Annotated in this window: 13 protein-coding genes; 8 read left to right on the top strand and 5 right to left on the bottom strand. The window is 44.1% G+C overall.

Features of this window, described 5'->3' with window-relative positions; all coding sequences use genetic code 11:
* Positions 1-33 precede the first annotated feature (33 nt).
* Complete coding sequence (locus ACYX4W_RS09715) at positions 34-648, bottom strand: TetR/AcrR family transcriptional regulator (RefSeq protein WP_476075386.1); 615 nt, start codon at positions 646-648, stop codon at positions 34-36.
* Positions 649-873: 225 nt separating this feature from the next.
* Here ACYX4W_RS09715 and ACYX4W_RS09710 point away from each other — a divergent pair, with 225 nt between their 5' ends.
* Together ACYX4W_RS09710 and ACYX4W_RS09705 are read left to right on the top strand one after the other, a co-directional pair.
* The gene (locus ACYX4W_RS09710) at positions 874-1,962 is read left to right on the top strand and encodes an efflux RND transporter periplasmic adaptor subunit (protein WP_476075385.1); all 1,089 of its coding nucleotides are present in this window, start codon (positions 874-876) and stop codon (positions 1,960-1,962) included.
* A gap of 3 nt (positions 1,963-1,965) precedes the next feature.
* Positions 1,966-5,007, top strand: coding sequence for an efflux RND transporter permease subunit (locus ACYX4W_RS09705; protein WP_476075384.1), 3,042 nt, complete (start codon positions 1,966-1,968; stop codon positions 5,005-5,007).
* Between the two features lie 144 nt (positions 5,008-5,151).
* Here the strand turns inward: ACYX4W_RS09705 and ACYX4W_RS09700 are convergent, their stop codons facing one another.
* The 3 genes from ACYX4W_RS09700 to ACYX4W_RS09690 all read right to left on the bottom strand — a co-directional run bounded on the left by ACYX4W_RS09700 (position 5,152) and on the right by ACYX4W_RS09690 (position 7,346).
* Positions 5,152-5,571 (bottom strand): CBS domain-containing protein, encoded by a 420-nt coding sequence (locus ACYX4W_RS09700; protein ID WP_474807835.1) that lies wholly within the window; start codon positions 5,569-5,571, stop codon positions 5,152-5,154.
* 100 nt (positions 5,572-5,671) lie between these two features.
* Positions 5,672-6,169, bottom strand: a complete 498-nt coding sequence (locus tag ACYX4W_RS09695) for a M48 metallopeptidase family protein (protein WP_474835139.1) — start codon at positions 6,167-6,169, stop codon at positions 5,672-5,674.
* A gap of 187 nt (positions 6,170-6,356) precedes the next feature.
* The gene (locus ACYX4W_RS09690; RefSeq protein WP_476075383.1) at positions 6,357-7,346 is read right to left on the bottom strand and encodes a zinc-dependent alcohol dehydrogenase family protein; all 990 of its coding nucleotides are present in this window, start codon (positions 7,344-7,346) and stop codon (positions 6,357-6,359) included.
* 116 nt (positions 7,347-7,462) lie between these two features.
* Between ACYX4W_RS09690 and ACYX4W_RS09685 the strand changes: the two genes are divergently transcribed.
* The 4 genes from ACYX4W_RS09685 (at position 7,463) to ACYX4W_RS09670 (ending at position 11,841) form a co-directional block, all read left to right on the top strand.
* Positions 7,463-8,377 carry a LysR family transcriptional regulator gene (locus ACYX4W_RS09685; RefSeq protein ID WP_476075382.1) on the top strand — a complete coding sequence of 305 codons (915 nt, stop codon included), beginning with the start codon at positions 7,463-7,465 and terminating at the stop codon, positions 8,375-8,377.
* Between the two features lie 169 nt (positions 8,378-8,546).
* Positions 8,547-9,791, top strand: coding sequence for a hypothetical protein (locus tag ACYX4W_RS09680; protein ID WP_476054560.1), 1,245 nt, complete (start codon positions 8,547-8,549; stop codon positions 9,789-9,791).
* A 9-nt stretch (positions 9,792-9,800) separates the two neighbouring features.
* Positions 9,801-10,244, top strand: coding sequence for a hypothetical protein (locus ACYX4W_RS09675; protein WP_476075381.1), 444 nt, complete (start codon positions 9,801-9,803; stop codon positions 10,242-10,244).
* A complete protein-coding gene (locus ACYX4W_RS09670; protein ID WP_476075380.1) occupies positions 10,237-11,841 on the top strand; it encodes a sensor domain-containing diguanylate cyclase in 1,605 nt (534 codons plus the stop codon). The genes ACYX4W_RS09675 and ACYX4W_RS09670 overlap by 8 nt, the downstream gene beginning before the upstream one ends.
* Positions 11,842-11,857: 16 nt before the next feature.
* Here ACYX4W_RS09670 and ACYX4W_RS09665 read toward each other — a convergent pair whose 3' ends face one another.
* The gene (locus ACYX4W_RS09665) at positions 11,858-12,628 is read right to left on the bottom strand and encodes a CmcJ/NvfI family oxidoreductase (protein ID WP_476075379.1); all 771 of its coding nucleotides are present in this window, start codon (positions 12,626-12,628) and stop codon (positions 11,858-11,860) included.
* A gap of 299 nt (positions 12,629-12,927) precedes the next feature.
* On the opposite strand from ACYX4W_RS09665, the gene ACYX4W_RS09660 reads away from it, so the two are divergent.
* Entirely contained in the window at positions 12,928-13,134 is a 207-nt protein-coding gene (locus ACYX4W_RS09660) for a hypothetical protein (protein ID WP_476075378.1), read from the top strand.
* The gene (locus ACYX4W_RS09655; protein WP_476075377.1) at positions 13,109-13,885 is read left to right on the top strand and encodes a 2OG-Fe(II) oxygenase family protein; all 777 of its coding nucleotides are present in this window, start codon (positions 13,109-13,111) and stop codon (positions 13,883-13,885) included. Before ACYX4W_RS09660 ends, ACYX4W_RS09655 begins: the two co-directional genes overlap by 26 nt.
* The last annotated feature ends 86 nt before the right edge of the window (positions 13,886-13,971 follow it).

Genomic DNA, 13,971 nt, shown 5'->3' with positions numbered 1-13,971 from the left:
ACCACTTAGCATGTCGCCCTTAGTCTAGAAAGACTATGCTTTCGCATAACGGCTTAGGATTAGCGCGACTGTATTCTTCGCTACATTTTTTTTGTCATTACCGCTCAGAGTATCTTCAATTTTAAAAAGCTGAGGCCAAAAGCATTTCCCTTTTACTAGGCTATCAATTTCCTCAACAACTCGGTCTAAGTCGTCAAAGACCAGCTTGTCATCTGCTTTCGCATCTTTTAGGAAGCGATGCATCGCTGTTTCTTGGGCTTTTAGCTGTGCCACTTCATCTTTAAGCTTTTCCGGCTCGTAAAAGAAATGACCAATAGCCACCCGCGCTAGGTCTAAATGGGATTCGCTCACCATAAACTCTATATCTTGTAAAATAAGGTCTTCAAGCTGCTCGTCTAGCGGAAGCGCGCTATCGTATACTTTATTTATATTGAGAATTGCTGATTGCCACTGCTGAGTAACCAAATGCATCACCAGTTCTTCCTTGGTAGAAAAGTGGTTATACACTGTGCGCTTTGACACGTTCGCCAATTCAGCCAGCTTATCCATACTGGTGCCGTTTACGCCAAACTTTTGGAACGCCTGTGTAGCCGCCTGAATGATGGCTTCGCGTTTTATATCACTACGCGTTCTTGTATTGCCTACCATGTTGAAAGTCTCAAAATAAATCCCCTATGCTTTGCCCGTCATTTCGCGAGCTCGCTTGCTTTCCATTTTACACCGAACAGTTTACTTTTCAATGCGACCGCACTAAAATGCACTCACCAGTTTACTTTAAGTAATAACTGCTTATTCGCTCTTGTGCTGAAGCATTATTACTTAACGTTCTCATGTCTATACTTTATTTACCCTGACAATGGATTACACACACCTATGTCCATAATGCGATTTTCTCACATTCTATTTTTAAGCGTTTTATCGGTTTCAACCCTGACTGCATGTTCTCAAAAAGAGCCCGCTGAACAACAATCAAGCGCAACTCCTCGCTACGTGAAGCTTGCTACGGTAAGCAGCATTCCCGACTTTGACGAATTCACCTTCCCTGCCGTTGTTTCTGCGGTTAAGACTGTAGATTTAAGCTTTGAAGTGTCTGGTCGCCTTATTCAAACTGATTTGGTCACAGGTAGCGACATTGAGAAAGGAAAGTTACTGGCCACTATCGACCGTAAACCGTTTGAGCGTCGTGTTGAAGAGTCGAAGACACGTCTAGACCAAGCAAAACGTGAACTAGATAGAATTGAAAAGATGTTCGCACAAAAATTGCTAGCGCAAAGCGCCCTAGATACCGCTAAAACATCATACGAACTGGCGGTTATTGACCTAAAAAATGCCGAGCAGGACTTAAGCTACACACAACTTTATGCCCCTTTTGATGCCAAAGTGTCTCAACGTCTTGTTGAAAACAACAGCTTTGTTGCTGCAGGCACCCCCATTGCTCGCCTGCAGGATGTTTCTAAAATTTACTTCAACATTAATGTTCCCGAGCGTTTGCTCACCGCTAATATTGGTCGTGGTATCAAACAGGCAAGTGCCACGTTAGCCACCAATCGCAGTCAGTGGTACCCCGTAAATTATGTAGAGCACTCAACACAGCCTGATCCTGTGTCGCAAACCTATGAAGTGGTATTTGCTATGGAGCCTCGTGAAGAACTCCCGCTTACACCCGGCGCCCGCGCTGTGGTTAAAGTAAGTTTGCAAGGTAGCATGTATCCTGAAGGCTTTGTTGTGCCAGTAAAATCCCTTGTTGGTAACAAAAGCTCAGGGTTTGCGGTATGGGTATATAACGACGAAACGAGTTCGGTGACAAAAACACCTGTTGACGTTAAGCATATTGAAAACGAGCTAGCAATTATCGAGAGTAATAGCCAAAGCGAAATCACACTTGGCCAGCAAGTAGTTGCTGCTGGAGCAACACAAATGCGTGCAGACATGAAAGTGCTTCCTTACCAAGGAGAGAAGTAATTTATGGATATCGCACGCTATTCAATTGATAAGCCCGTCAACATTTGGCTAATGGTAGTCATCCTGCTTTTAGGCGGCATTTTAGCTATGAGCAAGATAGGCCGTTTGGAAGACCCTGCGTTTACTATTAAACAGGTTAAGGTATACACCAACTATCCTGGAGCTAGCGCTGAAAAAGTGGAGCGTGAAGTTACCGAGCGCTTGGAAATTGCTATTCAGCAAATGCCACAGTTAAAGGAAGTGACGTCGGTTTCATCACCGGGCCTTTCTGAAATTACCGTTGAAGTTAAGAGTACTTACGACAGTAACCTCTTGCCACAGATATGGGATGAATTAAGAAAGCGCCTTCGAGACACTGCCAGTTCACTGCCCACCGGCGCACAAGACCCCATAGTGTTCGACGATTTTGGCGATGTATACGGCCTGTATTACGCGCTGAGCGCGCCGGATTTTGATACGCGAGAACTTCGCGAGTTTGCCCGCATTATACGCCGCGACCTGCTTACCACGGAAGGGGTGGCAAAAGTAAACGTCACTGGCGTTCAAAAAGAACAAATTGTGGCGTATATCAACCCCTACCAACTAGCAGGCTTAGGCATTTCCTTTCCTGATCTCGCCGCTCTTTTTGAAGATAACTTAAGGCCCTTTAACGGTGGCCGTATTAAAGTAGACGAAAAGAATGTGCGTCTAATTGTAGAGCGCGCACCAGATAGGCTTGAAGAAATCTCAAACCTTTCTGTGGTAGTGCCGGGCACTAACCGTTCACTTAGAGTTGCCGATATTGCCACATTGAAATTAGAGCCCGCAGACATACAACCTGTTCACGTGCGCTACAATGGCGAAGAAGCGTTAACACTTTCTGTCTCAGCCTTAACTGATGTAAATATTGTTGATGTAGGCGAACGTGTAAACGCAAAAGTAGAAAAGCTACTTCAAGAGCTACCTGTTGGCATTACGCTGACGCCCATATACGACCAAGCTTCAGTGGTTGATGAGTCGGTAACTGGCTTTATTAATAACCTTGTCATGTCAGTCGCTGTGGTTACTTTAACCCTGTGTTTATTCATGGGATGGCGCTCAGGTGTAGTCGTTGGCTCTGTGCTTCTTGTTACCGTACTAGGTACTATTCTTGTGATGTGGCTCATGGATATTCAGCTTCAGCGTATATCCCTTGGTGCTATGGTTATCGCCATGGGTATGCTAGTAGATAACGCTATTGTGGTTGCTGAAGGTATGATGCTTCGCATGGCCACTGGCTCAACCGCTAAAGAGTCTGCCAGCTTTATTGTTAAACGTACTCAGTGGCCGCTACTGGGCGCAACCGTTATTGGTATTGCGGCATTCTCAGGCATAGGTCTTTCAAACGATGCCACCGGCGAGTTTCTTTACTCGTTATTTGCCGTAGTCTTAGTTTCACTAATGATCAGCTGGGTATTAGCAGTAACGTTAGTGCCTGTTCTCGGCGCGTATTTCTACCGAAAAGGTATGGGTCAGACTGCAGGCAACGAACTCTCAGCATCGCAGCGCTGGTTCAAGCGCACGTTGTTAGGCGCACTTAAACTTCGTTGGGTAACTATTGGTGCATTGTTTGTTATTACTATCGTGGCTTATGGAAGCTTTGGTATGGTAAAACAAGGTTTCTTCCCACCATCAAATGCGCCGCTATTCTTTGTACATTATTGGGGCCCACAAGACAGAGACATAAGAGCCACTGAAGTCATTGCCAAAGAAGCTGAATCACGCATTTTAGCAATGGAAAACGTGACGGCTGTAACTACCTTTATTGGCCAGGGTGCAGATCGCTTTACCCTCACTTATGCACCTAAAAGCGCTAACGAAAACTATGCTTTTTTCATGGTTCGGGCGAATGAACTGGATAACATCCCAGCCATTCAAGAGAAGCTTAGAAACAAGCTGACTGACTTAGATTTCGACGCCAATTTCTATATGGAGCGCATGCAGTTTGGGCCCGGTTCGGGTGCAAAATTAGAAGCGAGGTTTTCTGGCCCAGATACTGAAGTGCTTCGTGAATTAGCGGAAAAAGCTAAGGCTTTGCTCTTTGCTGACGGAGAAGTAAAAGACGTACGTCACAACTGGCGTGAAAAAGGCTTTGCCATTAATACGCAGTTTGACAATTACAATGCTGGCATTGCTGGCGTATCGCATAGCGACTTTAGCCAAACCATACAGTACGCAAGTAGCGGTGTTCAGCTAGGTACAGTGCAAGACGGCGACTATGCCTACAACATTGTTGCGAAAATGGGTAAAGCAGAAGATACCGAGCTTCAGTCAATACGCGAATCGCAAGTATGGTCTACGCAGCAGCGCCAGTACGTGCCTTTCACACAGGTATCGCAAGGCTTAGAGCTAATGACTGAAGAAATGCGCATTCATCGCCGCGACCGCGTACGCACTATTACGGTGGAAGCGGAGCCGGGTGACGATGAAACCGCGGCCAAAGCATTAGCTAGAATTCGCCCACTTATTGAAGACATTGACCTGCCATCAGGGTATTCCTTGGAATGGGGCGGCGAATTTGAAAGCTCTAGCGATGCACAAAAAGCGCTGGGCGCAGGCTTACCCGCAGGCTTTTTAGTCATGTTTATTATCTCGGTATTGCTCTTTGGTCATGCACGCCAGCCACTTATCATTTGGCTTGTGGTACCTATGGCGGTTGTAGGAGTTGTTACAGGCCTTCTTAGTACTGATATGCCCTTTGGATTTATGTCACTACTCGGCTTCTTAAGCTTGTTTGGAATGCTTATCAAGAATGCCATAGTGCTTATTGAAGAAATTGACCTTCAGATAGAAGAAGGGTTGGCCATTCGACAAGCGATAGTCGATGCCACAATAAGCCGTGTACGTCCTGTGTCATTGGCGGCAGTTACTACCATACTAGGTATGGCACCGCTGCTATTCGACGCCTTCTTTGCTGACATGGCTGTGACGATTATGGGCGGATTGGCGTTCGCCACAGTGCTTACGCTTATCGCTGTGCCCGTGCTTTATAGCTTGCTGTTTAAAGTTAGCTATCGCAAAAGCTAACAAATCATCGTTGGCCTTTCTACCGAAAAGCTTTTTTACTCTGGTGGAAGGGCCTCTATGCCTAAAGGTTGCAGGGCATCGTTAAATTAATACAACTAACCCAAGTCAAACAAATAGTACAAAGTAGGGCTAAATAAATCAGAGCTAGCGCTTAGCCTCCACCCTACTTTGCATAAACTTCATTACATCTCGCCACGACACCATGCCAACTGGGTGCTTATCTTTATCAATGATGGGAATGCAGGAAATTTTATGCGTATTGAAAAGCTCAATGGCCGCGAATACTGAATCAGTGGGATTTAGCGTTATCACTTCACGGGTCATAATTTGATGGGCGCGTTTATCAAGCGTAGCGCGATCAAGCATACGCTCACTTAACGTGTCGACGAAAGGGCTAACCGATTTCATTAAGTCTCTGTCGGATATAATGCCCTGAAGTTTATTATCGTGAACCACAACCAAATGATGAAACCCTGTTGCCGCAAATAACTCTCTTAACGACTGCAAGCTATCGTCCATATGCACACTGACTACACGAGTAGACATAATTTTAGCAATGCTCATCAATACTCCTTATTCGCTTAACATCTTTCACTTTAACCGCTATATCGCCGTATAAGCGGCACTACAATTATAGACGTCCCCTAAGATCAAGGCATAAGTACTACCCATAAGGATTCTCTCCCATCGCAACGGCTACGCAGAATAACCGCAAGTCTAGCTCAAGCTGATGGTAATCCGGCTCCATGTAGCAACAAAGTTTATAGAAAGCTTTGTTGTGGTCCTTTTCTTTAAAGTGCGCCAACTCATGTACTACTAAGGCCTTTAATAAAGGCTCAGGTGCACGCAGCAAATCACTATTAATGGCTAAGTCGTGTTTGCGCGTTTTACCTTGCATACGGTAGGTATGCGTACCTAACGCATTGGTAACCATATCTCCCTGTTTCTTAAACGCGGCGCGCCCAAATGGTGGCGCATTTTTTAAGTACTGCTTTTTAAAATCCGTCGCGTACTGGTAAAGCAGCTTATCTGTAGTTATATCATGAGCTTTGGGATATTTTTTCAACAAGTAGCTTTTTAGCCGATTGTCCGAAATTAGCTGTAGGGCTTGTTCTACAATAGTTGAAGGGTAGCCATTAAAATACCGAGCATATTCATTCACGTTTAGTTCTCCTTTGCACAGAGAATTATAAAACATTTGAACTGTGTAGATAGCACTGACTTTTGCCAAACGGCGCTTTTAAATAAAAGATACAAATAAAAAAGCCGCAGTAAAGATTACTGCGGCGAAGGGTGTGCTAAGGGAAGCACTACGGGAAGTTTGTTTACCTTAACTTCAAAGGATAAAACTAGTCTACGGTAACGACGACTTTGCCTACTGCTTTACCGCTTGCCAAACGATCGTGAGCCTGTGCGATTTGCTCGAATGTATAGTCTTCGGCATCAATAATCGGTTTTAGTGCGCCTGCATCTACAATGGTCGCCAGTTGTTTAAGTATTTCGCCATGCGCTTCGCGGCCCACGTTGTGGATCATAGGCAATAACATAAACACGACGTTCAGGCTTAGTCCTCTAAAATGAACAGGCGACAAGTCGGTTTCTAGTAAAGATAAAGTAGTCGAAACCTGACCGTTTAATTTTGCAGCAGCGAATGAATTTTGAAGGTTATTACCGCCAACCGTATCGAAAATCACGTCAAAGCCGTTACCATCAGTGTATTTACTTACGTAGTCTTCAACTGATTCACTACGGAAATCGATGTAGGTTGCACCTAAAGATTCAATAATTTCTTTTTGCTCATCAGAGCCACCTGTAGCAAATACGGTAGCCTTCATATGCTTGGCAAGCTGTACTGCTATATGCCCTACTCCACCAGCACCGCCATGAACGAGTACTTTTTGCCCCTCACTGGTGAGTGCGCGAGTTAGCCCCTCAAACGCGGTAATACCTACAAGAGGAATGGCTGCCGCTTCTTTCATAGAAAGAGACGAAGGTTTGTGAGCGATAAGGCGAACATCTGCCAGCATTTTTTCTGCAAGTGAGCCTTGTAAATCGCCAAGACCACCGGCACAGCCGTAAACTTCATCACCTACTTTATAGTCTGTAACGCCTTCACCAACAGCTTCAACAGTGCCTGCGAAGTCCATACCTAACACGCCTGGTAGTTGTGGAGCAAAGGGTAAGTCGGCCCCCGATTGGCGAATCATCATGTCGATTGTGTTAACGCTGCTTGCTGCAATACGCACAACAACATGCCCGGCCTTTACGGTTGGCTCTGGAATATCGTTTTGTGTAAATTGTTCAGAACCGCCAAATTCGTTTATTACCATCGCTTTCATGTTTGAGCTCCTTTAAATCCTGTTGTTTGGGTACGGGACTAATCATAAATACTAGAACTTCAGATGATAATTGGTGTATAAAGACAAACAGTTTTTAGATTTTATTGATAATTCAAATGAACATAGAACACCTCAAGCTTTTTGTGCGTATTGCGAGCACAGCAAATATCAGCTTAGCGGGGCGTGAACTTAACATTTCACCTGCCGTGGCGAGCGCGCATATTGGTAAACTTGAAGAAACGCTAGGTGTTCGCTTAATTCACAGAACCACGCGGAAAGTATCGCTTACCGACGATGGAAAGCTTTTTCTGCCCCATGCGCAAGAAGTGTTAGACAGTATTGAAACTGCGCAAGCAGCCGTGGGGAGCGGCGCGTTAACGCCACAAGGAACATTACGCGTCACTGCCCCTGCTTCATTTGGTCGAATGCATTTAGTACCTGCGATCCCTGAATTTTTAGAACAATACCCACAGCTAAATATCGATTTCAGGTTCAGCGACAGTATTTTGGATGTGGTAGAAGGTGGCTTTGATGTTGCCATTCGCGATGCCGAATTGAAAGACAGTAATTTACACGCGAAAAAACTCGCTGATGACAAACGTATTATTGTCGCCGCCAAAAGCTATATAGATAAATACGGCGCTCCAGAAACACCATCCGACTTAAAAAACCACAAAATAGTAAACCTAACAGGGCTAGAGGTGTGGGACTTTAAGGGAGCCCATGGGGTTACATCAGTGAAAACGCCTAATCATTTACGTATGGATAATGGTGAAGCGGTGCGCGATGCCTGTATTCAAGGTTGCGGTATAACCCTTACTGCTACTTGGTGTAGCTACCCTCAGTTAGAAAGCGGCGAATTAGTTCAAATACTACAAGATTACCCGCTTGCTACCGAATGTGCACTGTGGGCAGTGTATCCTAGCAACCGGTTATTAGCTCCTAAGGTCCGCGCGTTTATTGATTTTTTAGCTGAACGCTTTAGCGGCACGCCGTATTGGGACGAAAAGTTAAACGGCGTAGTTCTTTAAGATTATCTAATTTTAAGAAAACTGGTTTTCTTACTTTTTTGGTTAGCAAAACAAAACACCAATTTTTCAGTAGCTTCTCCGTTTCTCTACTATGCTTGTACTAAAGTAAAATTGTCGAAACAATGCTTTTTCGGCAACATTTAACGCAGACGTCAAATTGGGTAATACAATGATGAAAAAGCCGTACTTGTTCTTCACGGCCATCTTCAGCCTGCTGCTAGCTAACGTTGCAGCAGCAGAACAAAGCAAACTTAAGATTAGCGGTTTTGGCACCTTAGCAACCGCTACCGCTGATACCAACAAGTATCAATTTCGAAACGACCGGGCTCAAGCCGAATTTGCCAAAAAAGATGGCTTTGCATTTAAGCCTTTAAGTCTTATTGGCGTGCAGCTCGATTACAGCCTTTCAAACAACCTCGACTTCGTAGGGCAATTTGTTTATAGAGAGCAAGATGAGCAGGACATAGACTCAATAACGCAGATGGCTTTTTTGCGCTATAACCTAACGCCTTCGTGGCAGGTTAGAGCCGGAAGACTTGCAGCCGATATCTTCCATTTTAGTGATACGAGGGATGTATCTATTGCCTACCCTTGGGTGAAAGTGCCTACAGAAGTTTACGGCATTGTCCCGGCTAGAAGCCTTGATGGCGCTGATATCAGTTACTTGAAACGTTATGAAAACTTCAACTTATCAGTTAAAGGATTTTGGGGTAAAGGAGAAAGCGACTTTTCAAGTAAAGATTTCGAACCTATCACCTTTGAAAATTTACGCACGCTTGGCATTGAGTTAACCGCTTTTGATTGGAGCGTAGCGTTAAAACACACACGCACCGAAGCTGATAACGATAATTTCGATATAGCACAAGTCACCTCCGCTGTAGAGTTATTACAACCTTTTTGGAGCGGCGCGGCTGACTTTTCGGATTCACTGCGACTGCGCGACGCGACTATTCAATATACTTCTCTTTATGCCAACCGTTATTTAGGCGACTGGGAAGTATCCGGTGAACTTTCGCATATTGATTCAGAATCTGTTGCATTAAGGCCCTCTTTTAACGGTTTTCTAAATATTAGTTACCTTTATGGTGCGCATACCTTTTACGGTCTATTTTCTTTTGCAGAAACCGATACCTACTTTCTAAGCGAAGAGCAGCCTGAATTTCCCATCATTCCTGCTACAGCTGAACTCGCTATGTTTGTAGAAGAGGTAGCCAGCACACTGGCTCACCGGCAGAAGACATTCTCTGTGGGCTGGCGCTGGGACCTACGAGAAAACCTAGCGTTTAAGGCACAAGTTGAACGAACCAACGTTAAAGCAAGAGGTACCGGCCTTCGTGCCCGCGATGGTTTAGTCGTTGACGATGAAGGCGGTATAGCACACACCCTATTCCTCGCCTTAAGTTTTAGCTTTTAAGGGGGGAGTATGTATTTATTAAAACCCATCCCCTTGATAACTGTTATAACACTACTAATGCTAAGCATGTTTTCTATGGTGCAAGCGCAAGAAAAAATTGTCGTTGTCACTAATTTCAATAATGATGTAGAGGTATTGGATAAAAAAGGCTTAATCGATTTATTTATGGGTAAATACTCGGCGTTCCCAAATGGAAAAGAAGCCACGCCTATTGATGTAGAACTAGATTCCGAATTGAAAAGTCAGTTTTACAAGTCTTTAGTGGGCCTTCCGCTTGCGAGGGTTAATGCCTATTGGTCGCGACTAAAATTCTCAGGCCGCGTTAAACCTCCTGCGGTAGAGCAAACCATCGACGATGTTAAGGTGCGGCTTGAGGAAGACGAATCGGCACTGGCCTATATTTATGAGTCGACGGTCACCAGCAACATGAAGGTAGTTTATCGTTTTGATTAACGTACAAGGTCTAGGTTTTCGTTTTTCACTGTTTTTAGTCGCAGCGGCCATGTTAGTGGTACTTACTACCGCTGAATTCTTTTATCGCGTGACTTATGAAAACGAAATAAACGAAGCTAACAGGGATATCGAAGAGCTTTATCAAACCGTTGGTGCAACCGCATCCATCGCGGCTTTTTTAGAAGATGAAGACTTAGCAAAAGAAGCCATTAACGGTTTGGTTAAAACTGACAAAATTCTAGCGGCCTCTATAAAAAGCGAAGCCCTTTACTACCAAACGAATGTAACAGAAGCTATCAATAAAAGTACGGAACCTCGGGTATTTGTGGTTAGGCACCCTTTTATGCCAGAAGAATCGCTTGCTGAGGTGAATGTCTACCCCAATTTCGAATACATTATTCACCAAGCAGAAAAAACCAGTATCGACAACAGCTACTCACTGTACGCTGAAGCCTTGGTCGTTGGTATAGTGGCGTTGATAATCACCTACTACATTATTATTTCCCCTATGTTACGAGTAGGCCGCTCTTTACACCAAATCACGCCTGGAACATCTCAGAGGATCCCAACGCCTAAATATCACTCGCGCAGTGAAATAGGCAAACTCGTTTACGACACTAACCAACTGCTGAACAAAGTCGAAGAGCAATTTACCCAAGAACGACAATTAAGAGAAGAAATCGAATTTCTTGAAAAACGATTTAGGATGCTATTTGAGAACGCCAAAACTGCAACTGTTTTGATGGCTGATAATGGCACTATAGCGCTTCGAAACGACGCGTTTAATGATTTGGTAGAGAAGACTGAGCTTGGAATAAAGCAAGGCTATGGCGAACTGTTAGACGAACTATTTGAAACACCAGAAGCAATGAAAGCCGCACTTCAAGAAGCCTTTGCGCGAAACGAGTTTGCGACGGGAGAGTACAAGCTAAAAAGTAGCGCAAATGACAATGCCATTTGGGTTCAACTTATTGCTAGCCCATTATTGACAGAAGAAGGTGAACGTTACTACCAGCTTACGTTAAATGACATTTCGAGTCGTAGACAAGAGTTACAAAAGCTTGCGCTACAAGCAGATTTTGACGCTTTAACGGGTATCTACAATCGAAATGGCGGTGAAAAGCTCATAACCAAACTCATGAGAAAGGAACACCAGTTCGCGTTGGCACTGATTGACCTTAACGGTTTTAAAGCGGTAAATGATATTTACGGTCACGACGCGGGTGACGAGGTTCTCATTTTTGTTGCTGAGCAATTGAAAGAAAAAATACGCAAAAACGATGTCGCGATACGTTGGGGCGGCGATGAATTTATGTTGTTACTGCAAGCGGATGATGAAGCGTCGGTTCAGAAAGTGGTAGATAAAGTGAATGCTGGCGTTAAACAACCTTTTTATTTTAACAACGATAGTAAGCCAACGGTGGTTTCTATGAGCGTGGGCGTTGCCTTTTACCCTCAAACAAGTCGTAATTTGCATGCACTGATTAAGCTGGCCGACATTGCTATGTATAAAGCGAAACAAAATAAAGTATCGGCGCCAGACGACTACCTTATCTTTGCTAACCAGTGCAGGCTAGATGATGAAGATATGAGTTAGCGCTCTTCACGCCACCCTAATATTTTACCAGCACCCTACTTTCAATACTCTTACGCATTGTACTTTTAGCGCCTTCTTCGCTCATGTCTAATGCACTGTGCGCTAAGTGGGGGATCCCATTGTTATCGTAAATATTAAAAATAATACCTTCATCCACGCGCATTTTAGATTTATAGAACCAGCGATGTTGAGGATTAGGTGCTACGCCTAAAATCTCCCCTTTGCGGTCTGGATACCAAAGCTCAATGTTTATCCAGTCTTCGATATCCATGGAGTCAGGGTAGATAAAACCTAAGGGAGAAGACATGATGGTGTTTTCAACGGGTCTCCACAGGTTTACGAAACCAAAGTGCCCTTTGTGATATTCAGCGGCTTTTTCTTCTCCAACTAAATCAATAAGACGCTTCCGAATACCTTTCTCACTGTAATCATTGTGCACGTTTCTCGCAGGTCTGCGCGACGCATTTTCATCATCGATACGTACAGTATGATCAAACACCAAGACTTCTCTCGCACCAATTTGTGATTGAAGCAGTTCCACTATTTTACGATTATATAGTGCTTCTTCATCTTCATTGAATGGGTAAGGAACCACCTTAAGCCCTTCTAAAAAAGTAATTCCATGGGTTTTGAAACCAATATTCACGTCGCTATTTCGTATGTCGAAGACCTTAACATTGGTCGTTAAAAGTTCGGGCGATATCAAGTTGCCATCAATACCATCTACATCAAACTCAAATGCCTGTGTAAAAGGCTTTCTTACGTGGTAATTAACTGAAGCATTCATTTTATCTCCCCCCATTAAAAAGTTGCACGCTATTCGTTTTTTAAGACGAAGCGTTAAATAGGTCGCGAACTATACCTACAGCAATTTGAATGAAAAACCCCATAAGTACTGAAGCAGTATTTAGTTTTTATTGATAATTTATTGGCATACTTCAATTTTCAACAAAATCTATATTCTGACTCTATAAATAACGCATTTTTAAATTTTAAAAAGTGCAATATTCTTTTGCCATCGACGCACTGTCATCAATGCAAACGAGTAACCTGCGCCGATACAGTGCATTTAAACGGAGAATATTTATGACCCTTTCAAAAACGCAAACAGCAACTATAAATAACGTTGAAGCAACAGACGGAGCCTTGCAACAAGCACGCTCGTTAGTCCTTCCTAGTCGCGATGAAATGTTAAAACGAGCGCCGTCGGTTCAACGCTTTTGGGACAGCAACCGCTTATTACTTAAGAGCGCATGGCAGGAATGGGATGAGCAAAACGAGCAGTCAGACTGAATGGGTAACAGAAAACTTGATAAGCGAACCGCTTCGCAATGCTGTTACCCTAGCGTGGGAAGACCCAGCTAAAGAACAGGCTGTGGCAAATTTGTGGGAGGAAGTATTGCCAGGAGTGTATCAAGCTCAGCTATTTGATGTTGAAAAACTTCATCTTCTGCGTGCTTACTTAGACGGTGTAGCCGATGCCGGCATACCCCTTCGCCCTCCTTACGGTATTGCGCTAAATCGCAACGGCGGTATGTTGGATGCACGTTCTGAAGGTTACTTGGCCGCACCTACGTTCCAAACGTTTTATAACCTAATCATGGACAAGTACATGCGCCCTATTTCGCGTTTGCTATTTCCTGAAGTAATGGGGTTCGATAGCCAGACGTTCGGTTTCTCCATTCAATACCAGGAAGGCATGGACACATCGCTTAGACCACACACTGACGCGTCTGCTGCGACAATGAATATCAACCTAAATGTGCCAGGGGAAACCTTTAAAGGGTCGGAAGTTGACTTCTTTAATAAGGAAACGGGCAAGGTAACACGTACAGTGTTTGCACCTGGTGTTGCTATGCTTCACAGAGGCAGTGTACCTCACGCCGCGCAGCCAATTACGGGTGGCAGCAGAACTAACATGGTGCTATGGCTATATGGCGATAGCATGCAAATTCCTCGGGGCGTTTTACCACCGTCAAAAGCTGATGCCAAATCGAGATGGACAGTTCCTAACGCGCCAAAAGATAGTTTTGCGCCTTTCTAATATACAAAAGCCGAGTTATTAGATAACTCGGCTTTCTTTTTCATCTTCGTGCTATTACTCACCAAATGGTACATCTAGATAGATGT

Source organism: Alteromonas sp. ABH4_454 (genome assembly GCF_056311775.1).
Note: the sequence above shows the minus strand (reverse complement) of the source record. Positions and strands in the feature narration are given on the sequence as shown.